Annotated in this window: 24 protein-coding genes and 2 tRNA genes; 16 read left to right on the top strand and 10 right to left on the bottom strand. The window is 72.4% G+C overall.

Annotation, left to right across the window (positions count from 1 at the left end; all coding sequences use genetic code 11):
- Positions 1 to 81: 81 nt before the first annotated feature.
- Positions 82 to 155, bottom strand: a tRNA-Thr gene (locus tag ASF82_RS11095).
- A 155-nt stretch (positions 156 to 310) separates the two neighbouring features.
- Here ASF82_RS11095 and ASF82_RS11090 point away from each other — a divergent pair.
- Positions 311 to 493, top strand: coding sequence for a hypothetical protein (locus ASF82_RS11090; RefSeq protein WP_056056995.1), 183 nt, complete (start codon positions 311 to 313; stop codon positions 491 to 493).
- Between the two features lie 9 nt (positions 494 to 502).
- On the opposite strand, the gene ASF82_RS11085 is transcribed toward ASF82_RS11090, so the two are convergent.
- Positions 503 to 1,057 (bottom strand): nitroreductase family protein, encoded by a 555-nt coding sequence (locus tag ASF82_RS11085; protein WP_056056993.1) that lies wholly within the window; start codon positions 1,055 to 1,057, stop codon positions 503 to 505.
- The gene (gene msrB / locus ASF82_RS11080; RefSeq protein ID WP_056056991.1) at positions 1,054 to 1,491 is read right to left on the bottom strand and encodes a peptide-methionine (R)-S-oxide reductase MsrB; all 438 of its coding nucleotides are present in this window, start codon (positions 1,489 to 1,491) and stop codon (positions 1,054 to 1,056) included. The genes ASF82_RS11085 and msrB overlap by 4 nt, the downstream gene beginning before the upstream one ends.
- A gap of 100 nt (positions 1,492 to 1,591) precedes the next feature.
- Between msrB and ASF82_RS11075 the strand changes: the two genes are divergently transcribed.
- The 5 genes from ASF82_RS11075 to groL all read left to right on the top strand — a co-directional run bounded on the left by ASF82_RS11075 (position 1,592) and on the right by groL (position 5,944).
- Complete coding sequence (locus ASF82_RS11075; RefSeq protein ID WP_056056989.1) at positions 1,592 to 2,578, top strand: DUF2332 domain-containing protein; 987 nt, start codon at positions 1,592 to 1,594, stop codon at positions 2,576 to 2,578.
- A gap of 77 nt (positions 2,579 to 2,655) precedes the next feature.
- The gene (locus ASF82_RS11070; RefSeq protein ID WP_156370092.1) at positions 2,656 to 2,949 is read left to right on the top strand and encodes a DUF3263 domain-containing protein; all 294 of its coding nucleotides are present in this window, start codon (positions 2,656 to 2,658) and stop codon (positions 2,947 to 2,949) included.
- A gap of 20 nt (positions 2,950 to 2,969) precedes the next feature.
- Positions 2,970 to 3,602: a LytR C-terminal domain-containing protein gene (locus tag ASF82_RS11065; RefSeq protein WP_056056987.1), complete on the top strand. Its 633-nt coding sequence runs from the start codon at positions 2,970 to 2,972 to the stop codon at positions 3,600 to 3,602.
- A 312-nt stretch (positions 3,603 to 3,914) separates the two neighbouring features.
- Positions 3,915 to 4,118: a cold-shock protein gene (locus ASF82_RS11060; RefSeq protein ID WP_056056985.1), complete on the top strand. Its 204-nt coding sequence runs from the start codon at positions 3,915 to 3,917 to the stop codon at positions 4,116 to 4,118.
- A gap of 206 nt (positions 4,119 to 4,324) precedes the next feature.
- Positions 4,325 to 5,944 carry a chaperonin GroEL gene (groL, locus tag ASF82_RS11055; RefSeq protein WP_056056983.1) on the top strand — a complete coding sequence of 540 codons (1,620 nt, stop codon included), beginning with the start codon at positions 4,325 to 4,327 and terminating at the stop codon, positions 5,942 to 5,944.
- Between the two features lie 637 nt (positions 5,945 to 6,581).
- Here groL and ASF82_RS11050 read toward each other — a convergent pair.
- From ASF82_RS11050 to ASF82_RS11025, 6 genes are all read right to left on the bottom strand, one after another.
- Positions 6,582 to 8,333: a cell wall metabolism sensor histidine kinase WalK gene (locus ASF82_RS11050; protein WP_056056981.1), complete on the bottom strand. Its 1,752-nt coding sequence runs from the start codon at positions 8,331 to 8,333 to the stop codon at positions 6,582 to 6,584.
- A 108-nt stretch (positions 8,334 to 8,441) separates the two neighbouring features.
- Entirely contained in the window at positions 8,442 to 9,134 is a 693-nt protein-coding gene (locus ASF82_RS11045; protein ID WP_056056979.1) for a response regulator transcription factor, read from the bottom strand.
- 81 nt (positions 9,135 to 9,215) lie between these two features.
- Positions 9,216 to 9,779 (bottom strand): hypothetical protein, encoded by a 564-nt coding sequence (locus ASF82_RS11040; protein WP_056056976.1) that lies wholly within the window; start codon positions 9,777 to 9,779, stop codon positions 9,216 to 9,218.
- Complete coding sequence (locus tag ASF82_RS11035) at positions 9,776 to 11,413, bottom strand: DNA repair helicase XPB (protein WP_056056974.1); 1,638 nt, start codon at positions 11,411 to 11,413, stop codon at positions 9,776 to 9,778. The genes ASF82_RS11040 and ASF82_RS11035 overlap by 4 nt, the downstream gene beginning before the upstream one ends.
- A gap of 67 nt (positions 11,414 to 11,480) precedes the next feature.
- On the bottom strand, positions 11,481 to 13,349 hold the full coding sequence (locus tag ASF82_RS11030) for a helicase-associated domain-containing protein (protein WP_056056972.1): 1,869 nt from the start codon (positions 13,347 to 13,349) through the stop codon (positions 11,481 to 11,483).
- Positions 13,350 to 13,388: 39 nt separating this feature from the next.
- Positions 13,389 to 13,667, bottom strand: a complete 279-nt coding sequence (locus ASF82_RS11025) for a hypothetical protein (RefSeq protein ID WP_156370090.1) — start codon at positions 13,665 to 13,667, stop codon at positions 13,389 to 13,391.
- Between the two features lie 150 nt (positions 13,668 to 13,817).
- Here ASF82_RS11025 and ASF82_RS11020 point away from each other — a divergent pair, with 150 nt between their 5' ends.
- Positions 13,818 to 14,195 carry a cold-shock protein gene (locus ASF82_RS11020; RefSeq protein ID WP_056056967.1) on the top strand — a complete coding sequence of 126 codons (378 nt, stop codon included), beginning with the start codon at positions 13,818 to 13,820 and terminating at the stop codon, positions 14,193 to 14,195.
- Positions 14,188 to 14,856, top strand: a complete 669-nt coding sequence (locus ASF82_RS11015) for a DUF3027 domain-containing protein (protein WP_056056965.1) — start codon at positions 14,188 to 14,190, stop codon at positions 14,854 to 14,856. The genes ASF82_RS11020 and ASF82_RS11015 overlap by 8 nt, the downstream gene beginning before the upstream one ends.
- Positions 14,857 to 14,958: 102 nt before the next feature.
- Here the strand turns inward: ASF82_RS11015 and serC are convergent, their stop codons facing one another.
- Entirely contained in the window at positions 14,959 to 16,071 is a 1,113-nt protein-coding gene (serC, locus tag ASF82_RS11010) for a phosphoserine transaminase (RefSeq protein WP_056056963.1), read from the bottom strand.
- Between the two features lie 86 nt (positions 16,072 to 16,157).
- Between serC and ASF82_RS11005 the strand changes: the two genes are divergently transcribed.
- From ASF82_RS11005 to ASF82_RS10970, 8 genes are all read left to right on the top strand, one after another.
- The gene (locus tag ASF82_RS11005; protein ID WP_056056961.1) at positions 16,158 to 16,850 is read left to right on the top strand and encodes a metal-dependent transcriptional regulator; all 693 of its coding nucleotides are present in this window, start codon (positions 16,158 to 16,160) and stop codon (positions 16,848 to 16,850) included.
- 257 nt (positions 16,851 to 17,107) lie between these two features.
- Positions 17,108 to 18,064, top strand: coding sequence for a C40 family peptidase (locus tag ASF82_RS11000; RefSeq protein WP_056056960.1), 957 nt, complete (start codon positions 17,108 to 17,110; stop codon positions 18,062 to 18,064).
- Positions 18,065 to 18,384: 320 nt separating this feature from the next.
- Positions 18,385 to 18,879, top strand: coding sequence for an HNH endonuclease (locus ASF82_RS10995; RefSeq protein ID WP_056056958.1), 495 nt, complete (start codon positions 18,385 to 18,387; stop codon positions 18,877 to 18,879).
- Between the two features lie 34 nt (positions 18,880 to 18,913).
- Positions 18,914 to 18,988: transfer RNA gene (locus ASF82_RS10990), tRNA-Arg, on the top strand.
- Positions 18,989 to 19,445: 457 nt separating this feature from the next.
- Positions 19,446 to 20,891, top strand: a complete 1,446-nt coding sequence (locus tag ASF82_RS10985; RefSeq protein ID WP_082514581.1) for a sugar porter family MFS transporter — start codon at positions 19,446 to 19,448, stop codon at positions 20,889 to 20,891.
- Positions 20,888 to 21,856, top strand: coding sequence for a 5-dehydro-2-deoxygluconokinase (gene iolC, locus ASF82_RS10980; RefSeq protein ID WP_255354165.1), 969 nt, complete (start codon positions 20,888 to 20,890; stop codon positions 21,854 to 21,856). Before ASF82_RS10985 ends, iolC begins: the two co-directional genes overlap by 4 nt.
- A complete protein-coding gene (locus ASF82_RS10975) occupies positions 21,849 to 22,778 on the top strand; it encodes a hypothetical protein (RefSeq protein WP_056056953.1) in 930 nt (309 codons plus the stop codon). Before iolC ends, ASF82_RS10975 begins: the two co-directional genes overlap by 8 nt.
- A gap of 35 nt (positions 22,779 to 22,813) precedes the next feature.
- Complete coding sequence (locus ASF82_RS10970) at positions 22,814 to 24,355, top strand: CoA-acylating methylmalonate-semialdehyde dehydrogenase (protein ID WP_056056951.1); 1,542 nt, start codon at positions 22,814 to 22,816, stop codon at positions 24,353 to 24,355.
- Positions 24,356 to 24,366 lie beyond the last annotated feature (11 nt).

Genomic DNA, 24,366 nt, shown 5'->3' with positions numbered 1-24,366 from the left:
AGGAGGAGGAGGAGGAGGAGGAGGAGTGGCGGGGGACGGGAGAGGCCCCGTGCCGCCGGAGGGCGGGCACGGGGCCGGGGGAGCCGCCTGTCGGATTCGAACCGACGACCTTCGCTTTACAAGAGCACTGCGCTACCGGACTGCGCCAAGGCGGCGGGCTCGGCCATCCTACCGACCACGGCGCTCGCCGCGGGCGCTGCGGGGCGCACCGCCGAGGCTCGGCGCAGGATTGGCGCGGGCGACGGCGACGTGGTGAAGTAGACGGGCGGCGTCGGCCGCGCGCCACCGCCCGTGACGACGAGGAGCCACCATGACCAACATCCTGACCGCGATCGGATCGATCGTCCTGCTCTTCGTGAGCTTCGCGCTCTTCGCGTACTCGTTCGGCTCGGGCGAGCCCAACGCGCTCGTCTTCTTCGCCGGCATCGTGCTGATGACGGCGTCGTTCGGCATCCCGATGACCGTCCTGGGCAACAGCCGCCGCACTTGGTAGCGGCCGCCGTCAGCCCGCGGTCAGCGGCCTGACGTAGTCGGCCGGGTCGAGCAGGCGGCGGGGCTTCGCCTCGCGCTCGCCGTGGCCCCCGACGTACAGCCAGCCCAGCAGCTTCTCGTCGCCCGTCAGCCCGTGGGCGGCCTGCACGACCGGGTGCCGGGTCTCCGACCCGGTCTTCCAGATCACGCCCCAGCCCTCGTCGTCGAGCACGAGCGACAGCAGGTGGGCGACGCCCGAGGCGACCGACTCCTGCTCCCACTCGGGCACCTTCCGGCTCTCCACCGGCGACGACACCACCGCGATCACGAGCGGCGCGCGGAGCGACTTCTCCTCCGCCTTGCGGGTCGACTTCTCGTCCGCCCCGGTCGCCGCCGACAGCGACCGGCCGATCACGCGACGGTCGTCGCCGCGCAGCTCGACCAGGCGCCACGGGTGCAGGCCCGAGTGGTCGGCCACCGTCGACGCGGCCTCGACGTAGCTGAGCAGCTGCTCGCGCGTCGGGGCCTCGTCGGTGACCTTCGACCGTGACCGTCGCCGACGGGCAGCGTCGGCGACGCCGGTCACTTCGAGTCCGTCGAGGCGGCGTCGCCCTCGGTGAACGACAGCGAGATCGAGTTCATGCAGTAGCGGTCACCCGTCGGGGTGCCGAAGCCGTCGGGGAAGACGTGGCCGAGGTGCGAGCCGCAGTTCGCGCAGCGGACCTCGGTGCGGACCATGCCGAGGCTGGAGTCCTCGATCAGGTCGACGGCGTCGGGCCGGACGGACTCGTAGAAGCTCGGCCAGCCGCAGCCGCTGTCGAACTTGGTGCCGCTCTTGAAGAGCTCGGCGCCGCAGGCGGCGCAGGCGTAGGTGCCGGCGCGCTCCTCGTCGAGCAGCTCGCCCGTCCACGGGCGCTCCGTCGCGGCCTGGCGGAGCACCGAGTACTCCTCCGGGGTGAGCTCGCGGCGCCATTCTTCGTCGGTCTTCTCGACCTTGTACGTGCTGTTGTCGTTCGTCATGGGTGCACTCCTGACACGTTCGGGGACTCCCCATCCAACACTGTTCCGCTGAGCCCCATTCCCCGGGTGACGCCCCGCGGCGCTCCCTAGACTCGGGCCCGTGACGCTCGCCGACCGCTTCCTCGCCTACTCGGCGCAGGCCGCCGCCGAGGGGTCGCCCGGCTGGTCCGAGCTGGCCGCCGGCCTCGCCGCCGACGAGGCCGCGCTGGCCGTCGTCGAGAGGGTGCCGGAGTCGCGGCGCCAGCCCGTCCTGGTGCTCGCGACGTGCCGGTGGCTGGGTGCGCCCCCGGGGCCCTGGCCGCGCCTCCGGAGCTGGCTGCTCGACCACGCCGACGCCGTGGTCGCGGAGCTCGGCCGACGCGCCGTGCAGACGAACGACCTGCGCCGGAGCGGCCCGGTCTCGCTCGCCCTGGCCCGCCTCGACGAGCCGGTCGCTCTGCTCGAGGTGGGGGCCTCGGCAGGCCTCTGCCTGCTGCCCGATCTCGTCTCGTACCGGGCCGGCGACGTCCGGTGGGGCGACCCGCTCAGCCCCGTGCAGCTGACGCTCGACGTGACGGACGGCCGCGGCGACGACGCACCCGGCGGAGCGGGCGCCGGGCTCGGCGCGGTCGAGCTGCCGGCGGTGGTCTGGCGCGCCGGGCTCGACCTCGACCCCGTCGACGTCCGCGACGACGAGGCCGTCGCCTGGCTGCGCGCGCTGCTGCCGCCCGGGGCGACGGAGCGGGCCGACCTGCTCGAGCGGGCGGTCGCGCTCGCCCGCACCGCGCCTCCCCGGGTCGCCCGCGGCGACGCCGTCGACGACCTCGAGGCCCTCGCGGCGACGGCGCCCGCCGACGCACGTCTCGTCGTCGTCTCGACCGGCACGCTCGTCTACCTGCCGGGCAGACGACGACAGCAGTTCGTCGACACGGTCAGGGGGCTCGGCGCCACCTGGGTCTCGTACGAGCGGATCGGCCTGCTCGACGACGTCGGGGCCGTCGACCCGGCCCTCGTCGAGCGCACGTCGGCCTTCGCGGTGCTCGCGCTCGACGGGCGGCCGCTCGCCGTCGGCGACGCCCACGGCACCCGCCTCACGACCGTCGGCTGAACGGGCCGAACCGCGCCCCGCCTCCCCGGTCACGGCCCGCCCCGACGTTATGGTGACCAGGATCGAGAGGGCGGGACGTGACCGACGAGGGCAGCAGGGGCACCGGCGTGCGCGCGGGCGCGTTGTCGACCCTCGACCGCGCGATCCTCGACCTGGAGCAGTCGCCGCCGGCCACGCCGGGCCAGAAGGAGGCGCTGATCCGGAGAGAGCTCGGGCTCGGCGTCGCGCGCTATCAGCAGTTGCTCAACTCGCTCATCGACCGACCTGCTGCACTGGCCTACGCGCCCCTGGTGGTCGGTCGCCTGCAGCGCCTGCGCGACCAGCGCGCCCGGGCCCGCGCCGACCGTTCGTTCGGGCCCACGCCCCGCTGACCCGGAAGACCACGGAGACCATGCCGAAGTACCCCCGCGATCGTTTCGACGAGGTGCCCCGCGACCTGGAGAGGGTCGGGGCGCACCGCTCCGAGCCCCGCCGGGGGCGCGGCTGGGTGGTCGTCGCCTGGGCGGCCCTCGCCACCGGCCTCCTCGTCGGCGCCGGCGTGGTCGCCCTGGGCGTCCTCAACGACAGCTTCCAGTTCGTCGCCCCCAGCGCGAGCAGCTCGGCCGAGGCCGGCGACGCGACGACCGAGCCGTCCGACGAGGCGACCGACGGCGACGGGGCCTCGACCGACGGGTCGACCGACGCCGCCGGCGAGACGCCCGCCGTGACGCCGACCCCGACGGCCACCGCGGCCGACCCCTCCGACGTGCCCGCCTCGACGACGATCGCCGTGCTCAACGCGACGACGACGAGCGGCCTCGCCGGGCGGGCCGCGACGACGCTCGACACCGACGGCTGGACGGTCGGCAGCCAGGGCAACGCGCCCGAGCGCTCCGCCACCTCCACCGTCTACTACGCCACGGCCGCCGACCGCGCGGCCGCGCTCGGCGTCGCCGAGTCGCTCGGCATCGACGCGACGCAGCAGAGCACGGCCTTCCCGGGGGCGACCATCACCGTCGTGCTCGGCACCGACTTCTCGTCGTAGCGGGCGAGCGCGGGGGGCGACGCGACCGGGGCCGGGCCCCGCTCCGCGCCTCCTCGGGGGCTTCCTCGTGCCCCTTCTGTTTCGGGCGTGTAAAGGATCGGGCCGACGGGCGCCCGCGGGTTCGTTCTGCGGCCTTCGGGGCTGTCGTCGGCGCCGGGGGCCGCACTACCATCTGGTCTTGGTCGCCCCCTACGGCCCGCCCGCCCCGCCCCGAACGAGCGAGGCTGCACCGTTCGGGTGCGCAGGCCACTGCGTCGACCCGGCCCCGGCACCGACCGGCCGCCGTACGAACACAGCAAGGGGAGCAGCACCATGGCACACGGGACCGTCAAGTGGTTCAACGCGGAGAAGGGCTTCGGCTTCATCACGGTCGAGGGAGGCGGGCAGGACGTCTTCGTGCACTACTCGGCCATCGACATGAGCGGCTACAAGGTGCTCGAGGAGGGCCAGGCGGTCGTCTTCGAGGTGGGCACCGGGAGCAAGGGGCCGCAGGCGGAGTCGGTGCGGCTCGCCTGAGCCCCGCCCCTCGGCCCCTCGGCCCCTCCGACACGACGCCGTCCGCCCTCCCGGGGCGGGCGGCGTCGTCACGTCCGGGGGCTCGCCGTGGGCCTGCCCGGACGGCTTGCACTCACAAGGTGGGAGTGCCAGAATCGCTCTGGCACTCGCCGCAGGTGAGTGCCAAGTACCTCTGCTTCATGACGTCCGGGAGGGACGAGTAACACATGGCTAAGATCATTGCTTTTGACGAAGAGGCCCGTCGCGGCCTCGAGCGTGGCCTGAACATCCTGGCCGACGCGGTGAAGGTCACGCTCGGCCCCCGCGGCCGCAACGTCGTCCTCGAGAAGAAGTGGGGCGCCCCCACCATCACGAACGACGGCGTCTCCATCGCCAAGGAGATCGAGCTCGACGACCCGTTCGAGAAGATCGGTGCCGAGCTCGTCAAGGAGGTCGCCAAGAAGACCGACGACGTCGCCGGCGACGGCACCACCACCGCCACCGTGCTCGCCCAGGCGCTCGTCCGTGAGGGCCTCCGCAACGTCGCCGCCGGTGCCGACCCCATCTCGCTCAAGCGCGGCATCGAGAAGGCCGCCGCCGCGGTCTCCGCTCAGCTCCTCGCCGACGCGAAGGACATCGAGACCAAGGAGCAGATCGCGGCGACCGCCTCGATCTCCGCCGCCGACCCCACCATCGGTGCGCTCATCGCCGAGGCCATCGACAAGGTCGGCAAGGAGGGCGTCGTCACCGTCGAGGAGTCGAACACCTTCGGCACCGAGCTCGAGCTGACCGAGGGCATGCGCTTCGACAAGGGCTACCTGTCGCAGTACTTCGTCACCGACCCCGAGCGCCAGGAGGCCGTCTTCGAGGACGCCTACGTGCTCATCGTCAACTCGAAGATCTCCAACATCAAGGACCTCCTGCCGATCGTCGACAAGGTGATCCAGTCGGGCAAGCAGCTCCTGATCATCGCGGAGGACGTCGACGGCGAGGCCCTGGCCACGCTCGTCGTGAACAAGATCCGCGGCATCTTCAAGTCGGTCGCCGTCAAGGCCCCCGGCTTCGGCGACCGTCGCAAGGCGCAGCTGCAGGACATCGCCATCCTCACCGGTGGCCAGGTCATCGCGGAGGAGGTCGGCCTCAAGCTCGAGAACGCCACGCTCGACCTGCTCGGCCGTGCCCGCAAGGTCGTCATCACGAAGGACGAGACCACGATCGTCGAGGGTGCCGGCGACGCCGAGCAGATCGCCGGCCGCGTGCGTCAGATCCGCAGCGAGATCGAGGCGACCGACAGCGACTACGACCGCGAGAAGCTCCAGGAGCGCCTCGCCAAGCTCGCCGGCGGCGTCGCCGTCATCAAGGCGGGTGCCGCGACCGAGGTGGAGCTCAAGGAGCGCAAGCACCGCATCGAGGACGCCGTCCGCAACGCGAAGGCCGCCGTCGAGGAGGGCATCGTCGCCGGTGGTGGCGTCGCGCTCATCCAGGCCGGCAAGACCGCTCTCGCCGAGCTGCAGCTCGAGGGCGACGAGGCGACCGGGGCGAACATCGTCCGTGTCGCGATCGACGCTCCCCTGAAGCAGATCGCCTTCAACGCGGGCATGGAGCCCGGCGTCGTCGCCGACAAGGTCCGCGGCCTCCCGATCGGTCACGGCCTCAACGCCGCGACCGGCGAGTACGTCGACATGATCGCCGCCGGCATCATCGACCCGGCCAAGGTGACCCGCTCTGCCCTGCAGAACGCCGCCTCCATCGCTGGTCTGTTCCTGACCACCGAGGCCGTCGTCGCCGAGAAGCCCGAGAAGAACCCGGCCCCGGCCGGCGACCCCACGGGTGGCATGGACTTCTAGTCCGCACGGTTCCACGCTCAAGGGCGGTTCCCCTCCGGGGGAGCCGCCCTTCGGCGTTCCCGGGGGCCGGCCCCGGCCGCCCGTCGTCCGCCCGGCCGCTCGGCGTCCGCCCGGCCTCCCGGCCGCCCGGCCGCCCGGCCTCCCGGCCGCCCGGCCGCCCGGCCTCCCGGCCACCCCGCGTCCGCCGGGCCGCTCGGGTCGGGGCTCGTAATCTGAGAGTGATCCTGGGCCACGGGCTCTGCGGCACCACGTTCTCGGGGGCTGTCGCCGTGGACTCTCTCGTTCTGGGCTGGTCCGTCCGCTCCGCGGCTGTCCGTGCCCGTGCCCGCGCCCGTCGAGAGTCCGTCGGCCCGGACAGTGTCAGCCGGGCGTTTCCTGGGGGAGGGCTGCCCGGCGCCGCTGAAGAACGCGAGCGATCCGTCCGCCGTCGACCAGATCACAGGGATCCCCGGCGTTCGATCGCCCGATCTCTCTCAAATTACGACGTGGCGGACGTCGGGTGAGCGGGGCGGGCGCGCCGGGGGGAGGCGAGCCGGGAGTCCGGGTCGGGCAGGCCAGAGGCGCGCAGGGGCCGCGATCGGGACGGAGCGAGGGAGGCGCGGGCTACGCGATCGGGACGGAGCGAGGGAGGCGGGGGCTACGCGAGCGAGACGGAGCCGGGGGAGGCGGGGGCCTGGCCGGGCACGCCGGTCGCCGGCGTCTCGGGCGGGACGCCGTTCTCGGGGAAGAGCGGCAGGGCCACGCGGAAGGTGGCTCCGCCCCCGGGGGTGTCGAAGACGTCGACGCTGCCCCGGTGAGCCGCCACGATGCCCGACACGATCGCCAGCCCCAGGCCCGAGCCGCCGGTGTCACGGGTGCGCGACGAGTCGGCGCGCCAGAAGCGCTGGAAGATCTTCTCGCGGATCTGCGGCGGGATCCCCTCACCGTGGTCGACGATGTCGATCGTCGCCACGCCCCGGCCCGGGTCGGACTGCACCACGAGCTCGATGGGGCTGTCGTGCTCCGTGAAGCGCATCGCGTTGCCCATCAGGTTCGTGATCACCTGCCGCAGCTTGTTCTCCTCGCCGAGCACGACGGCGGGCGCCTCGGGGCCGTGGCCGGCCGTGCCGTCACCGGTGCCGGCGGCGGCCTCGTCGGCGGCCCGCGTGGCGCGGGCCCGCAGGCTGCGCAGCCGGGCGAGGGTCGCGCCCGCGAAAGACACGGGGCCCGTCGCCCCGGGGTCGAGGGCCGTCTCGGGGACGCTGGCGGGCGCGTCCGGGCCGACGGGCGCCTCCTCGCCGGTCTCCGACACGACCGGGTCGTGCACGACCACCGCGATGTCGCGGTCGGGGTTCGACGCCATGGTGTCCAGGGCGGAGTCGCGGGCGATCGTCACGAGGTCGACCGGGCCCAGCTCGAGCGGCTTCGACTCGTCGAGGCGGGCCAGCGCCAGGAGGTCCTGCACGAGCACGCCCATGCGGATCGCCTCCTTCTCGATGCGGTCCATCGCCTGGGCGACGTCCTCCGGCTTCGTGAGGGCGCCCATCCGGTAGAGCTCGGCGTAGCCCCGGAGGCTGACGAGGGGCGTGCGCAGCTCGTGGCTCGCGTCGCCGACGAACCGGCGCATCTGGTCGATGGTGCGCGCCCGGTCGTCGAACGCGCTGTCGATCCGGCTGAGCATGGAGTTGAGCGAGCGGTTGAGGCGCCCGACCTCGGTGTTCGGCGTCGTCGAGTCGAGCCGCTGGCTGAAGTCGCCGTCCGCGAACCGCGCCGCGGTCGCCTCGACGTCGCGCAGCGGGGAGAAGGTCGAGGTGACGAGCAGGCGGGTGAGCGCGGCGCCGAGAACGACGACCGAGACGCCGAAGCCCAGGAAGATGCCGCTGAACCGGCCGATCAGGGCCGTGGTGACCGCGAGGTTCGTGCCGGTGACGATGGTCGCGTCGATGCGCTCGACCGACCCGCCCGACGTCGTCTGCAGCGTGGTGTTGTAGGCGAAGACCCGCCACTGCTGGTCGTGGGCCTCGTTGAAGACGCTCTCGGCCTCGTCGTTGGTCTCGTCGGCGGGGATGTGCACGGACGAGAGGTCGGGGGCCGTGCCCGCGGCCAGCTCGTCGCTGTTGTCGCAGATCTGGGTGCCGTCGGCCCGGTACAGGGCGACGTAGCTGCTGCGCGTGTCGCCGAACGTGACGGTGCACGACTGCGCGTTCGTCGTGTTCGGCGTCGCGCCGGTGAAGCCCTTGGCCGCGGCCTCGAGCGACATGTCGACCTGTCCGTAGAGGTACGTGCTCAGCACGGTCATCGTGCCGAGGCCGGCGACGAGCAGCCCGAGGGTCACCAGCGTGACCGTGATGCCGGTGATCTTCGTGCGGATGGAGATCTCGTTCCACCACTGCGACAGGCGTGCGTGCATAGAGGGGTCAATCTAGCGCGAGGCGCCTGGGAGCCGGTGAGGCCCCCAGGCGCCCGGGAGAGTGCTGGAGCGGGACGCGCGACGCCGGCGGGGCGGCGCGCTGGCCGATCAGGCCTTGGCGGCCTTGAGCATGTAGCCGAAGCCGCGCTTCGTCTGGATGATCGGCTCGGCCGAGAACTGGTCGAGCTTGCGTCGCAGGTACGAGATGTAGCTCTCGACGATGCCGGCGTCGCCGTTGAAGTCGTACTCCCACACGTGGTCGAGGATCTGGGCCTTCGACAGCACGCGGTTCGGGTTGAGCATCAGGTAGCGGAGCAGCTTGAACTCGGTCGGGCTGAGCTCGATCGCCGTGTCGCCGATGGTGACCTCGTGGGTGTCCTGGTCCATGGTGAGCTCGCCGGCGCGGATGATCGCGTCCTCGTCCTCGTTCATGGTGCGGCGCAGGATCGCCTTGATGCGCGCCACGATCTCGTCGAGGCTGAACGGCTTCGTCACGTAGTCGTCGCCGCCGACGGTGAGGCCGGTGATCTTGTCCTCCGTGTCGTCCTTCGCGGTGAGGAAGAGGATGGGGGAGGTGTAGCCCGACGAGCGAAGGCGCTTGGTGACGCCGAAGCCGTTCATGTCAGGCAGCATCACGTCGAGGATGATCAGGTCCGGCTCCTCCTCGAGCACGGCCGAGATGGCCTGCGCGCCGTTGCCGACCGCTCGCACCGCGAAGCCGGCGAAGCGCAGGCTCGTGGTCAGCAGGTCGCGGATGTTGGGCTCGTCGTCGACGATCAGGATCTTGGGGCCGTCACTCATGCACGCAAGTATCTGCGCGCCTCCTCGGTGTTGTCTGTGAGCCGAGCGCGAGTCACCCGGGTGAGCGCAGCGTGCCCACCCTCACCGGGCCGTGTGCTCGCCGGGCCAGTCCGTGTTGGGCACGAGCGCGATGCGCGTCGTCAGCTCGAGCAGCTCGTCGGGCACGGCGAGGGTGAAGGCCACGCCGTCGCGGTGCTCGAGGACGGCGGTGTAGCCGGAGGCGCGGGCGATCTGCCACCCGGGGAAGGCCTCGACCGGGGCCGAGACGACCCGCGCCTCCTCCGCGTCGTCCAGCTCGCCGAGGGCGCTCAGGCCGGCGAAGAGGTGGTCCTTGACCGGCGAGCCCGCCAGGAGGTCGGAGCGCTCGAGCACCTCGGGGTCGGGGCTCCAGGTGACGACGCTCAGCACGGAGCCGGCGTGCAGCCCACCCTGCACCTCGTAGCTGCGCTCGACCGAGACGACCACCGAGGCGTCCCACTCCGCGACGCGCGCCTGCTGGCCGACGAACGCCAGCGCGTCGTGGTCGAGGGAGGCGACCAGCGGCCCGAAGGTCGCCGTCGCCGACTGGTCGGCCAGGAACACCCGCCGCAGGCTGTCGCGCCAGAGCTCGTCGTCGCCCAGCGACAGGTCGTGCGCGTCGCTCATGCCGCCAGCGCGGGGGAGTCGAGGATCGTGTAGCTGTAGCCCTGCTCGGCGAGGAAGCGCTGACGGTTCTGCGCGAACTCCTGGTCGACCGTGTCGCGGCTGACGAGCGTGTAGAACGACGCCGGCAGGCCGGACTTCTTGGGGCGGAGCAGGCGGCCGAGGCGCTGGGCCTCCTCCTGCCGGGAGCCGAAGGAGCCGCTGACCTGGATCGCGACGGTCGCCTCGGGCAGGTCGACGGAGAAGTTGGCCACCTTCGACACGACGAGCACCTTGAGCTCGCCGTCGCGGAACGCCTGGAAGAGCCGCTCGCGCTCGTCGATCGGCGTCGCGCCCGTGAGCGTCGGGGCGTCGAGCACGGCGGCGAGCTCGTCGAGCTGGTCGAGGTACTGGCCGATGACGAGGATCTGCTCGCCCTCGTGGCGGTGCACCAGGTGCGAGACGACGTCGAGCTTGGCCGGCGCCGTGGCGGCGAGGCGGTAGCGCTCGTCGTCGGGGGCGGCGGCGTACTCGAGCCGGTCGTGCTGGGGCAGGTCGACCCGCACCTCGTAGCAGCTGGCCGGCGAGATGTAGCCCTGCGCCTCGATCTCCTTCCACGGGGCGTCGAAGCGCTTGGGGCCGATCAGGCTGAAGACGTCGCTCTCGCGGCCGTCCTCGCGCACGAGCGTCGCGGTGAGCCCGAGCCGCCGCCGGGCCTGCAGCTCGGCGGTCAGCTTGAAGACCGGTGCGGGGAGCAGGTGCACCTCGTCGTAGACCACGAGGCCCCAGTCGAGGGCGTCGAGCAGCGAGAGGTGCGTGTACTGGCCGCCGCGTCGGGCGGTGAGGATCTGGTACGTCGCGATGGTGACCGGCTTGACCTCCTTGACGGAGCCCGAGTACTCGCCGATCTCGTCCTCCGTCAGGGAGGTGCGCTTGAGGAGCTCGTCGCGCCACTGGCGCGCGCTCACGGTGTTCGTGACGAGGATGAGCGTCGTCGTGCCGGCCTTCGCCATCGCGCCCGCCCCGACGAGGGTCTTGCCCGCGCCGCAGGGGAGGACCACGACGCCGGAGCCGCCCTCGAAGAAGTTGTCGATGGCCTGCTGCTGGTAGCCGCGGAGCTCCCAGCCGTCGGGGTCGAGCTCGATCGCGTGCGGGGTGCCGGGGGTGTAGCCGGCGTGGTCCTCCGCGGGCCAGCCGAGCTTGACCAGCTGCTGCTTGACCTCGCCGCGGGCCCAGGGCAGGAGCTCCCACTCGGTGTCGCTGCGGCGGACGCCGAGCAGCTCGCCGACCTTCTTGGCCCGCGTGACCTCGCTGAGCACCGAGGAGTCGGTGCCCCGCAGCACGAGGGCGCCCTCGTCGTCGCGCTCGATCACGATGCGGCCGTAGCGCGCGACCGTCTCGGCGATGTCGACGCTGACGCTCTGCGGCACCGGGAACTTGGAGTACTTCTCGAGCGTGCCGAGCATGTCGTCGGCCGTGTGGCCGGCGGCCCGGGCGTTCCAGAGGCCGAGTCGGGTGATGCGGTAGGTGTGGACGTGCTCGGGGGCACGCTCGAGCTCCGCGAAGACCGCGAGGTCGTGGCGGGCGTCGCCTGCGTCGGGGTGCGCGACCTCGAGCAGGACGGTTCGATCGCTCTGCACGATCAGGGGGCCGGTCATGAGGATCGAGTCTAGGCGGGGCCCCCGACACCGCTCACAGGGTGACGGGGAGCGGCCCGGTGCCGGCTCAGGTGGCGCTCGACACCGCGACGACGTGCGACAGCGGCAGCGTGCGCTCGACGTCGGACTTCTTGTCGCGGCCCCGGACGCGTCCGCCGCCGATGCCGGTCGGCTCCATCTCGAGGTGGGTGGTGCTGCCGTCGGGCATGGCGATGGTCACGGTGACCGTGAGCCGGCCCTTCACGGCGGCGTCGAGCTGCCGGGCGATCCAGGCGCGGTCGGTCGTCTCGGGGCTGCCGCCCGACGCCGCCGCGGCGCCGGCCTCGCGGAGGCGCTCGACCATCTCGCGGAGCGGGTCGCGGGCCTCGACCGGGGCCGGTCGCCGCGGGCGACGGCGCACCGGCGGCGCCGACTCGTCGCCGTCGGGGTCGACGAGCACGACCGGGTAGCGCTCGTCGCTGAGCGCCCAGAACACGGTCTCGCGCTCGAAGCGGCTGGCGACGCGCTGGCCGTCGAGCCGCTGGAGCCCGAGGGGCGAGAGCGCGTGGTCGACCTCGAGGGTGTCGACGTCGGAGCGCTCGACGGCGCTGACGACCGAGGCAGTGCCCTCGGGCAGGTCGGTGGCCGCCGGGTCGGCGGCGGCGACGCGGAAGCGCCCGTGCCGCTCGGCCGACTGCTGGATCAGGTACTCGAGCGGCTGCGGAATGCCCGAGAGCGAGATGCCGGAGAGGAACTCGCGCAGGCTGTCGGCCGTCTCGCCCCGGGTCAGCGCCCGCTGGATGCCGCCCTCGGTGATGCGGTAGGTGGCGGCGAGGCCGGCGCTCTCGACGTCGGCGACGACGCGGAGGCGGGCGTCGAGCGCCGGGGCGAGCGGGCCGGGCGAGACGACGGTGAGGTCGTGCTGCAGGTACACCTCGTCGATCGCGTCGGGCAGGAGCTCGGCGACGCGGGCCCGCGCGGCCTCGGGCCCCTCGCGGAAGAGCGCGACGGCGGCGGAGGTCGGCGAGCCGCCCGAGGTGAGGCCGAGCAGCTGGGCCGCCCGCTCGAAGGAGGCCAGGCGCTCGCCGATCCACGCGCCTCCGGCCGGGTAGGCCCACGCGGTGAACTCGGCCAAGGGCTCGCCCCACGACGTCTCGACCCGCTGCGACAGCACGGCGAGGATCTCGGTCGGCAGGGTCGCGAGCCACGCCCGGGTGAGCTGCTCCCAGCGGTCGGGCCAGGAGGCGGCGAGCCAGTCGACGGCGTCGGCGGTGGTCGCGTAGCCGTCGGGCCCCGAGGCGGCGAGCCCGGCCCGCGCCGCGATCGCGAGCACGACGGGCACGTCGTCGACGTCGAGGTGCGCGGCCTCGGCCAGGCGGCGCGTCTCGGGCAGGGCGAGCCCGCCCTTGGCGAGCTCGCGGGCCGGCGAGCGGTCGAGGGCGCGCAGGATCTCGGCGACCTCGATCACCACGGCGTAGAGCCGCTCGGCCGACCGGGCGTCGACGGCGGCACGGTCGACGTCGCCGACGCTCTCGAGCACGACGGGCGGGTGCACGGCGCCGAGCCGCGCGGGGGAGAGCTCGGGGTCGTCGTCGAGCCGCTCGCCCACCGCGTCGAGGGTACTGAGGGAGTCGCCGGTGCGGACGGCGAGGAAGAGGTCGACGAGGTGGTCGCCGGCCGCCCGCACGCCGTCGCGGTCGACGTCGAAGACGGTGTCGAGCCGCGCGGCCAGCGCATCGGCGTCGCCCGGGACGCGGGCCGCCTGGAGCACGAGCAGCTCCGTCCGGTCGAGGCGCGTCAGCGCGTCACGGACGGACGAGGGGTCGAGGAGGGTGTCGGCGAGGTCGAAGGCGTCGTTCACCGAGGAGGCGCGGACGAGCCGCGGGGCGAGCCTCCGCACCAGCTCGTCGGGCGGGGTGTCGCGGAGGACTCCGGCGAGGTCGAGAGCACTGGACATGGGCGGGTCCTCCTGGGGGCGCGCAGCCGTCGGCTGCGGCTAGCGTGTGGTGCCTCGGGTCTCTCGACCGCGTCGGACGACGGTGGCCACGACGAAGGCGATGATGAGCAGGATCGCGATGGGGAAGCCGACCAGCGGCAGGACGGTCACCGCGGGCCAGACGCCCGCCGTGTAGTCGGAGACGCCGACGAGGGTGCCGACGATGCGGGCCAGGAAGGCCAGCACGGAGAGCCCCACGACGGCGGCGATCATGGAGACCAGGACGCGTTCAGTACGATGGACGCCGCCGGACACGGTCGGGTCTTTGATCTCTGCCACGTGCACAGGATAGTGGGGCGTGCTCGGAGAGCGCGCCCTAAGCTGAGGTCTCCGTCCGGCAGACCCGGGCGGTGGAGCCCCCGGGAGCCGCGGCCGAGGCCGCGCACCCCCACCGAGCACCGACACCAACCCCCGACGAGGAGTCACGTCATGCCCACCGGCAAGGTCAAGTTCTACGACGACGAGAAGGGCTTCGGCTTCATCACCAGCGATGACGGCGCCGAGGTGTTCCTGCACGCGTCGGCCCTGCCCGCCGGCACCGTGGGCGTCAAGGCCGGCACCCGGCTCGAGTTCGGCATCGCCGACGGCAAGCGCGGTGCCCAGGCCCTCTCCGTCCGGGTGCTCGAGGCCGCCCCGAGCCTCGCCAAGATGAACCGTCGCTCCGCCGACGACATGGCCGTCATCGTCGAGGACCTCGTGAAGGTGCTCGACAAGGCCGGCGGCGACCTGCGGCACGGCCGCTACCCGCAGAACGGCGCCCGCATCGCCGTGCTGCTCCGCACCGTCGCGGACTCGTTCGATGTCTGACGCCGCCCCGCAGCCGACCGGGTCGGCCCACGCCGAGCTCGCTCGCCGGGCGCTCACCGAGATCACCCCGCCCGACACCATCGGTGCCGAGCTCGAGCCGGTCGACGAGGTCGACGGCGTCGTCAGCGTGCGCTTCGCCACCCTGCTGCCCGGCTACCCGGGCTGGGCCTGGACGGTCAGCGTCGCGCAGGTCGAGGGCCAGGAGCCCACCGTGCTCGAGGTCGAGCTGCTGCCCGGCGACGACGCCCTCGTCGCGCCCGAGTGGGTGCCGTGGGCCGACCGCCTCGCCTCCCAGGGGGCGGACCACGAGTCCGACGAGGACGAGGACGACGAGGACGAGGACGACGAGTCGGACGACGACGACGAGTCTGACGAAGACTCGGACGACGACGACGACGACGACGACGACGATGACGACGACGACGACTCGGACGACGACGACTCGGACGACGGCGACTCCGACGACGACGAGCCCCAGGCGGTCGTGCACGGCGGCGACGTCGACGGCGTCGACATCGACGGGCTCGACTCGCACGACCGCTCGGACGACGACTCCGACGACGACGACGACTCCGACTCCGACGACTCGGACGACGACTCCGACTCCGACGCGGCGCCCCGCGAGGAGAGCTCGCCGCGCCGTCGACGTCGCCGCCGCTGACCCGGTCGACCCGACCCGCGACTCCTCGGTCCCTGGGCCCACGACGACGCCCCCGCCACCTCTCGGTGACGGGGGCGTCCCGCGGTCTCGGCGAGGTGGGGCCTAGAGGGCGCCGACCACGTGCTCGATCGAGCGGATCAGCTGGCGCACGTCGTCGGGCTCGATGGCCGTGAACGTCGCGACGCGGAGCTGGTTGCGGCCGAGCTTGCGGTACGGCTCGGTGTCGACGATGCCGTTGGCGCGCAGCGCCGCGGCCACGGCGGCGGCGTCGATCGACTCGGCGAAGTCGATCGTCGCGACGACCTGCGAACGGTGCGACGGGTCGACGACGAAGGGCGTGGCGTACTCGGAGGCGGTGGCCCAGTCGTACAGCGCCGACGACGACTCGCGGGTGCGGGCGTCGGCCCAGGCGAGGCCGCCGTTGTCGAGGATCCAGCGGGTCTGGTCCTCCAGGAGCAGCAGGGTCGTGAGGGCGGGGGTGTTCAGGGTCTGGTCGAGGCGCGAGTTGTCGATCGCGTTCTTCAGGCTGAGGAACTCGGGCACGTAGCGGCCGCTCGCGGCGATGCGCTCGACGCGCTCGATCGCCGCCGGCGAGAAGAGCGCCAGCCAGAGGCCGCCGTCGGAGGCGAAGTTCTTCTGCGGCGCGAAGTAGTAGACGTCGGCCTGCGAGGCGTCGAAGTCGACGCCGCCGGCCGCGCTGGTGGCGTCGACGACGGTGAGGGCCCCCGCGTCGCCGGCGACCCGGGTGACGGGCGCCATGACGCCGGTCGACGTCTCGTTGTGCGGCCAGGCGTAGACGTCCACCCCCTCGAGCACCTCGACCTCGGCGCGCGAGCCGGGCTCGGCGCGGACGACGTGCGGGGCCTCGAGCCACGGCGTCGCCGTCGCGGCGGCGAACTTCGAGCCGAACTCGCCGAACGTGAGGTTCTCGGCCCGGCGCTCGACGAGGCCGAACGCCGCGGCGTCCCAGAAGGCGGTCGAGCCGCCGTTGCCGAGCACGACCTCGTAGCCGTCGGGCAGGTCGAAGAGCTCGGCGAGGCCCGCGCGCACGCGGCCCACGAGCTGCTTGACCGGGGCCTGGCGGTGCGACGTGCCGAGCAGGGAGGCCCCGGCCGTCACGAGGTGCTCGAGCTGAGCGCCGCGGATCTTCGAGGGGCCGCAGCCGAAGCGGCCGTCGGTGGGGAGCAGGTCTGTGGGAATGGAGATGTCCGCCATGGGTCGATCGTAGTGGGGCGCGCGAGGCTCCCCGTCGGGCCGGGTAAGCTTGCGACGTTGTCCGCGCATCACCTGGGGAGGCCCCGTTGACCGATCTCGTCGACACCACAGAGATGTACCTCCGCACGATCCTCGACCTCGAAGAAGAGGGCATCGTGCCGCTCCGGGCGCGCATCTCCGAGCGACTCGGCCACTCCGGCCCGACGGTCTCGCAGACCATCGCCCGCATGGAGCGCGACGGGCTCGTCGTCGTCTCCGGCGACCGCCACCTCGAGCTCACGACCGAGGGGCGCAGCAAGGCCACCCACGTGATGCGCAAGCACCGCCTGGCCGAGCGCCTGCTCGCCGACGTGATCGGGCTCGACTGGGCCTACGTGCACGACGAGGCCTGCCGGTGGGAGCACGTCATGAGCGAGCAGGTCGAGCGCCGTCTGCTCGAGATGCTCGACCACCCCACCGAGTCGCCCTACGGCAACCCCATCCCCGGGCTCGACGAGCTCGGCGACTCGCCGGCCGGGCGGTTCCTCGACGGCGTCGTCAACCTCGTCTCGGTGCTCGCCGAGAACCCCGAGGGCGTCACACGACCCGTGCGTCGCCTCGCCGAGCCGGTGCAGTTCGAGCCAGAGCTGCTGCAGCAGCTGCACGACGCGGGCGTCACCCCGGGCGGCGTCGCGACCGTGACCAAGTCGGGCACCTACGTGCTCGTCCGCGTCGAGGGCCACGACGAGGGCCTCGAGCTGCCGACCGAGGTCGCGCAGCACATCTACGTCACGGCCTAGCCGGGGGAGGCGCCCGGCCGGCTCCCAGGAGGCGTACGGCGGGCACATCGGGCCTTTACCGATTCGTTACAAAAGTCCTCCTCGAGGATGATTTCACCGCCTCCCTCGGGTATGGTCGCTGAGTCCCCGCGCCAGGAAGCCGGCGTGGAGGCCCGTGGCAGGACGTCTCGTGCACCCGTCTCCTGTCGCTTGTCGTGAACTGACGAACGGATGGGGCAACTTCCCTAGGGTTGTCGAGACGCAGGAGACCCGCCCTCTTGACCCTCACCGAGCCCACCCAGCCCGGAGGCGCACCCGACGCCCTCCGCACTCCCCGCACCGACCTCCAGACCCGCACCGACCTCACGCCCCGCAGCGCTCTCCCGACCCGAGCCGACCTCCCGACGCGCTCCTCCGTCCGTGCCGCCGCCCTCGCGGCAGCGGCCGCCGAGGCCGCCGCCGCCCGACCGACCCGCCGGTCGCGAGGCGAGCGGACCGTCGCCACGGCCGCCGTCATGACGCTCACGGCCGGCCTGTTCGGCACGATGGCCCTGCCGGCCTTCGCCCAGACGGCGCCGGCCTCGACCGGCTCGAGCGAGGCCGCCGCCGAGTCGGCGTCGCGCCAGGCCGACGGCCAGACCGTCGCGGTCGACGCCACGGTCGCCGCCGCCGACGCGTCGCGCGACGGCTACACCGCCACCTCGCAGGAGTCGCTCGACGCCGCGGCCGCCGCGGTGGCCCTCGCCTCGCAGCGCGAGGCCGAGCGGGCCCAGCTCGCCGCGTCGTACGACAGCTACACCGGCCCCACCGCGTCGGAGTACCTCTCCGGCTCGGGCACGGCCGCCGCGGCGACCTCGACCGCCACGGGCACGACCGCGACCCCCGGCGCGTTCAGCCTCGCGAACGTCTACCAGACGGCGCTGCAGTACGTCGGCACGCCCTACGTCTTCGGCGGCGCGACCCCGGCCGGCTTCGACTGCTCGGGCTTCGTCATGTTCGTCTACGCGCAGTACGGCATCTCGATGCCGCACTCGGTGACCGCGCAGGGCGCGCTCGGCACGCCGATCTCGGCCTCCGAGGCCCAGCCCGGCGACGTCGTCATCTTCAACGACGGGTCGCACGACGGCTTCTACGCCGGCAACGGGATGATCCTCGACGCGCCGAAGCCCGGCGGCTCGGTCAGCGTCCGCCCGCTGTGGACGAGCGCCGTGCACTACGTGCGCTTCGGGGTCTGAGCCGACCCGCGCCTCCCGCACCGCGCCTCCCGCGCTCGTGAACGGACTGTGAAGAGCCGCCCCGCCTCTAGGCAGGGCGGCTCTCGCGGGTTAACCTGGCGCTCTCGGAGCACTGCTGAGACCAGGAGCGTCACATGAGCCGTTCAACCGCCGCCCGCACCATGGGTGCGTCGTCGAGCGAGCACATACGACACCCCGCCCGATGACCAGAGCACCGTCACGCGTGACGGTGCTCTTCTCGTCTCCGGACTGCTGGCCCAGCTCTCACCGAGGGCAGTCGAATCCCTGGAAGCCGTCCAGGGTGCTTCGAAAGGGAAAGCATGCGCACTCTCGTCCTCAACGCCGGTTACGAGCCCCTCGCGGTCGTCTCGTTCCGACGAGCCCTCGTGCTCGTCATGACCCAGAAGGCGACGGTGCTGGCCGCCGACGCCGAGCACCCCGTGGTCAGCACCGGCTTCGCCTACGACCGCCCGTCGGTGATCGTGCTGACGCGCTACGTGAAGATCCCGCACTCGCGGTCGGTGCCGGTGTCGCGGCGCGGAGTGCTGCGGCGCGACGCCCACCGCTGCGCCTACTGCGGCGCGACGGCGTCGACCATCGACCACGTGCAGCCGCGGTCGCGCGGCGGCGCCGACAGCTGGGAGAACCTCGTCGCCTGCTGCCTGCGCTGCAACAACGTCAAGAGCGACCGGACGCCGGCCGAGATGGGCTGGTCGCTGCGCTGGCAGCCGAAGGCGCCGCACGGGGTCGGCTGGGTCGTGCGCGGGGTCGAGCGGCCGCAGGAGGAGTGGGACGCGTTCCTCGCGGCCGCGTAGGCGCGGGCGCGGGTTCGGTAGACTCGCCGGGTCAGCCTCTGTAGCTCAATGGAAGAGCAGTTCCGTCCTAAGGAAAGGGTTGGGGGTTCGAGTCCCTCCAGGGGCACCACCGCGACTCCCGCCCTCGTCACGAGGTCGCTGAGGGGCCCGCCCGCGCTGAGGCCACGATGTCTCGCGGAGAACGCTCCGGGCGTCGCCCTCCAGGGGCACGTGACTCGAGAGGGACGTGCCCTGCTCGGCAGGGCCGCTCCTCGTCCCGGTGCTCGTCCGGCCGACCGTGGCCGTGAGCACGCGAGCCTCGTGGCGGCGAGGGGACACGAGGGCTGACGACCGAGCTCCGCGCGCCCCGCTCAGACCGCCTCCCCGACGGCTGTCCAGTGTCGGTGCTGCTCGCCAGACTGGCCATGACCCGGGTTCTCCAGGACGTGTCCGCCCGAGACGCTCGTCTCGCCTCCGTGAACATTGACAGGACATACAGACATGCGTAGTCTCGTCACGTCGTCGAGGTCCAGGGCGGCCCCGCAGCGACGAAGCTGGGGAGAGCAACCACTACCAACGGAGGACTCGTGGTCACCAACACGTCAGGGAGCAGCCCTCGGACGGCGCTCCCCGCCCTGGTCTCAGGGCCGCACACGAAGAGACTGGGGACGGTAGCGGTCATCGCCACCTTCGGCGGTCTCCTCTTCGGCTACGACACCGGCGTCATCAACGGTGCCCTCGACTCGATGGAGGAGAGCCTCGGGCTGACCCCCGCCAGCGAGGGGATCATGGTCTCGGCCATCCTCGTCGGCGCCGCGGTCGGCGCGTTCTTCATCGGCCGCGTCTCCGACGCGTTCGGGCGCAAGCCCACGATCAACACCCTCGCGATCCTCTTCTTCTTCGCCGCCCTGGCCTGCGTGCTCGCCCCGACCTGGGAGTTCCTGACGGGAGCACGGTTCTTCCTCGGCATCGCGGTCGGTGGGGCATCGGTCACCGTCCCGGTCTTCCTCGCCGAGCTCGCGCCGACCGAGCAGCGCGGCGGGCTCGTCAGCCGCAACGAACTCATGATCGTCTCGGGCCAGCTGGCCGCCTTCACCATCAACGCCGTCATCGGCAGCGTCTGGGGCGAGCACGACAACGTGTGGCGGTACATGCTCTCCGTCGCCGTCCTGCCCGCCATCGCCCTCTTCATCGGCATGTTCCGGGTCCCCGAGAGCCCGCGCTGGCTCATCGCCAAGGGCCGTGACGACGACGCGCTCGCCGTGCTCAAGCAGATCCGCGCCGACGACCGGGCCGTCGCCGAGATGGCCGAGGTCCGCCTCCTCGCCGCGGAGGAGAAGGAGGCCAAGAGCGCCCGTCTCGCCGACCTCGTGGCGGAGCCCTGGCTCCGCAAGATCCTGTTCATCGGGATCGGGCTGGCCGTCGCCCAGCAGCTCACCGGCATCAACTCGATCATGTACTACGGCACCCAGGTGCTCCAGCAGTCCGGCTTCTCCCAGAGCGGTGCCCTCATCGCCAACGTCGGGGCCGGCGTCATCGCGGTCGTCGCGATGCTCGTCGCCCTGCGCGTGATCAACAAGGTCGGCCGACGCAACATGCTCATGTTCGGCTTCGCCGGCGTGACCGTCTTCCACCTGCTGATCGGCCTGTCGTCGCTCCTCATCCCCCAGGGCCTCGGCCGCGCGATCGTCGTGCTGATCTTCGTCATCTGCTTCGTCGGCACCATGCAGGGCACCATCGGGCCGCTGGTCTGGCTGATGCTCTCCGAGATCTTCCCGCTGAAGCTGCGCGGCGTCGGGATGGGCCTGACCGTGCTCATCCTCTGGCTGACCAACTTCGCCGTCAGCCTGCTGTTCCCCATCCTCGTGGCGGGCATCGGCATCTCGACGACCTTCTTCATCTTCGCGGTGCTGAACGCCGCCTCCCTCGTCTTCGCCGCCACCCGGGTGCCCGAGACGAACGGACGCTCGCTCGAGCAGCTCGAGGAGGACTTCAGCACCGGAGCCATCTACGTCGTGAAGGACGCCAAGTGACCACCGAGAACAGCACGAGCCCGCTCGACGTCCTCACCATGGGCCGCATCGGCGTCGACATCTACCCGCAGCAGTCCGGCGTTCCCCTCGAGCAGGTCGAGACGTTCAGCAAGTCCGTCGGGGGCAGCGCCACCAACGTGGCCGTCGCGGCCGCACGGTACGGCCGCCGAGCAGCAGTCCTGACGCGGACGGGCAACGACCCGTTCGGCCGCTACGCGGTCCAGGAGCTGGAGAGGCTCGGCGTCTCGACCCGACTGATCTCCACGGTCGAGGGCCTGGCCACGCCCGTGACGTTCTGCGAGATCTTCCCGCCCGACGACTTCCCGCTCTACTTCTACCGCCAGCCGAAGGCCCCTGACCTGATGATCAGCGCGGGCACGCTGGACCTCGCCGCCATCGAGCAGTCAGGGGTCTTCTGGGCGACCGTCACCGGCCTCAGCGAGGAGCCGAGCCGCCAGGCGCACCACGTCGCCTGGCAGACCCGGGCCCGTCGGCCGCTGACGATCCTCGACCTCGACTACCGACCGATGTTCTGGAGCAGCCCCGAGGTCGCCCACCGCGAGGTCGAGCGCGCCCTCGAGCACGTCACGGTCGCCGTCGGCAACCGCGAGGAGTGCGAGGTCGCCGTCGGCGAGACCGATCCCGATCGGGCCGCCGACGCGCTGCTCGAGCGGGGCGTCGAGCTCGCCGTCGTGAAGCAGGGGCCGAAGGGCGTGCTGGCCAAGACCCGCGACGAGCGGGTGGAGGTGCCCGCGCACCTCGTCGAGGTCATCAACGGCCTCGGCTCCGGCGACGGCTTCGGCGGCGCTCTCTGCCACGGCCTGCTCGAGGGCTGGTCGCTCGACCGAACCCTCCGCTTCGCGAACGCGGCCGGCGGCATCGTCGCCACCCGCTTCGAGTGCTCCACCGCCATGCCGACGACCGCGGAGGTCGAGGCCGTCCTCGAGGAGGCGCACCGTGCCTGAGCAGACCACCAGCGTCGACGAGGCGGTCACCGCAGAGCAGTTCGACCGTCTCCGGGAGATCCGGGCGACCGAGCCGGAGCGTCTCGGCGAGGTCCTCGCCTCGCGCACGCGCCGCCCGCCGCTCGAGCGTGACGGCAAGCTGTTCATCGTCGCGGCCGACCACCCGGCACGGGGCGCCCTGGGCGTCCGGGCCGACGCGACCGCGATGGCCGACCGGTACGACCTCCTCCGCCGCCTCGTCGTGGCCCTCGGCCGACCGGGCGTCGACGGGGTCCTCGGCACCCCGGACATCGTCGAGGACCTCGCCCTGCTCGGTGCCCTGGACGGCAAGGTCGTCGTCGGCAGCATGAACCGGGGCGGCCTGCAGGGCGCCTCGTTCGAGCTCGACGACCGCTTCACCGCCTACTCGGCGGCGTCGATCGCGGCCTCGGGCCTCGACTTCGCGAAGCTGCTCGTGCGGATCGGCCTCGGCGACCCGGGCACCGCGGCGACGCTCGAGGCGACCGCCCGCGCCGTCACGGAGTCCGCGGCGCTGCGCCTCCCGATCATGCTCGAGCCCTTCATGAGCGACCGGCGCGACGGACGGGTCGTCAACGACCTCACCGCCGACGCCGTCATCAAGTCCGTCGCCGTCGCCTCCGGCCTGGGGGAGTCGTCGGCCTACAGCTGGCTGAAGCTGCCCGTGGTCGACGAGATGGAGCGGGTGATGGCGTCGACGACGCTGCCGACCCTCCTGCTCGGGGGCGACCCCACCGGCCACCCCGACGAGACCTACGCCCGCTGGGGCGACGCCCTCGCCCTCCCCGGGGTCCGCGGCCTCGTCGTCGGGCGCACCCTGCTCTACCCCGGCGACGGCGACGTCGCCGCGGCCGTCGACGTGGCCGCCGGCCTCGTGCACACGGCCGAGCACGCCCGACGCTGACCGCGCCTCCTCTCGAGATCCGGAACGGAACCACCATGACCACCACCACCAGCACCACGTCCGCCGCCGGCACCGTCGCCGCCGACGGCCGCCCCCTCGTCGCGCACTGGATCGACAACGCCGAGGTGCCCGGCACGAGCGGCCGCACCGCCCCCGTGTACGACCCCGCCCTCGGCGTCGTCACGAAGGACGTCTCGCTCGCCGACCAGTCCGAGATCGACGCGGCCGTCGCCTCCGCCGCCCGGGCCTTCCCCGCCTGGCGCGATCTGTCGATCACGAAGCGGCAGCAGATCCTGTTCCGCTTCCGCGAGCTGCTCAACGAGCGCAAGGGCGAGCTCGCCGAGATCCTCACGTCCGAGCACGGCAAGGTGCTCAGCGACGCCCTTGGCGAGATCACGCGCGGACTCGAGGTCGTCGAGCTGGCGACGGGGTTCCCGCACCTGATCAAGGGCGAGTTCTCGCAGCAGGTCTCGACCGGGGTCGACGTCTACTCGACGAAGGCGCCCCTCGGCGTCGTCGGTATCATCAGCCCGTTCAACTTCCCCGCGATGGTGCCGATGTGGTTCTTCCCCATCGCGATCGCCGTCGGGAACACCGTCGTCCTCAAGCCCAGCGAGAAGGACCCGTCCAGCGCGATGTTCCTCGCCCGGCTCTTCGCCGAGGCCGGCCTGCCCGAGGGCGTGTTCAACGTCCTCCACGGCGACAAGGAGGCCGTCGACGGCCTGCTCACCCACCCCGAGGTCAAGAGCATCTCGTTCGTCGGGTCCACCCCGATCGCTCAGTACATCTACGAGACCGCCGCGAAGTACGGCAAGCGCGTCCAGGCGCTCGGCGGCGCGAAGAACCACATGCTGGTGCTGCCCGACGCGGACCTCGACCTCGTCGCCGACAGCGCCATCAACGCCGGCTTCGGGTCGGCGGGCGAACGCTGCATGGCGATCAGCGTCGTCGTCGCGGTGGAGCCCGTCGCCGACGAGCTGATCGAGAAGATCACCGACCGCATGACCGGCCTCACGGTCGGCGACGGCCGACGGAGCTGCGACATGGGCCCCCTGGTCACCGAGCAGCACCGCGACAAGGTCGCGAGCTACATCGACGTCGCCCTCGAGGACGGCGCCGTCGTCGTCGTCGACGGCCGCGGCGTCGAGGTCGACGGCGAGGCCGACGGCTTCTGGCTCGGCCCCACCCTGATCGACCAGGTGCCCCTGACCAGCCGCGTCTACACGGAGGAGATCTTCGGGCCCGTCCTCTCCGTCGTGAGGGTCGCCTCCTACGAGGAGGGCGTCGCGCTCATCAACGCGGGCGCGTACGGCAACGGCACCGCGATCTTCACCAACGACGGAGGCGCGGCGCGGCGCTTCCAGGCCGAGATCGAGGTCGGGATGATCGGCATCAACGTGCCCATCCCCGTGCCCGTCGCCTACTACTCGTTCGGCGGCTTCAAGGACAGCATCTTCGGCTCCGACAAGGCCTACGGGATGCAGGGCTTCGAGTTCTTCACCCGCGAGAAGGCGATCACGTCGCGCTGGCTCGACCCGAGCCACGGCGGCGTCGACCTCGGGTTCCCCCAGAACTGACGGGTGGACGA

Origin of the sequence: Frigoribacterium sp. Leaf164 (assembly GCF_001423665.1) — a bacterium.
GTDB classification, from domain to species: domain Bacteria; phylum Actinomycetota; class Actinomycetes; order Actinomycetales; family Microbacteriaceae; genus Frigoribacterium; species Frigoribacterium endophyticum.
Note: the sequence above shows the minus strand (reverse complement) of the source record. Positions and strands in the feature narration are given on the sequence as shown.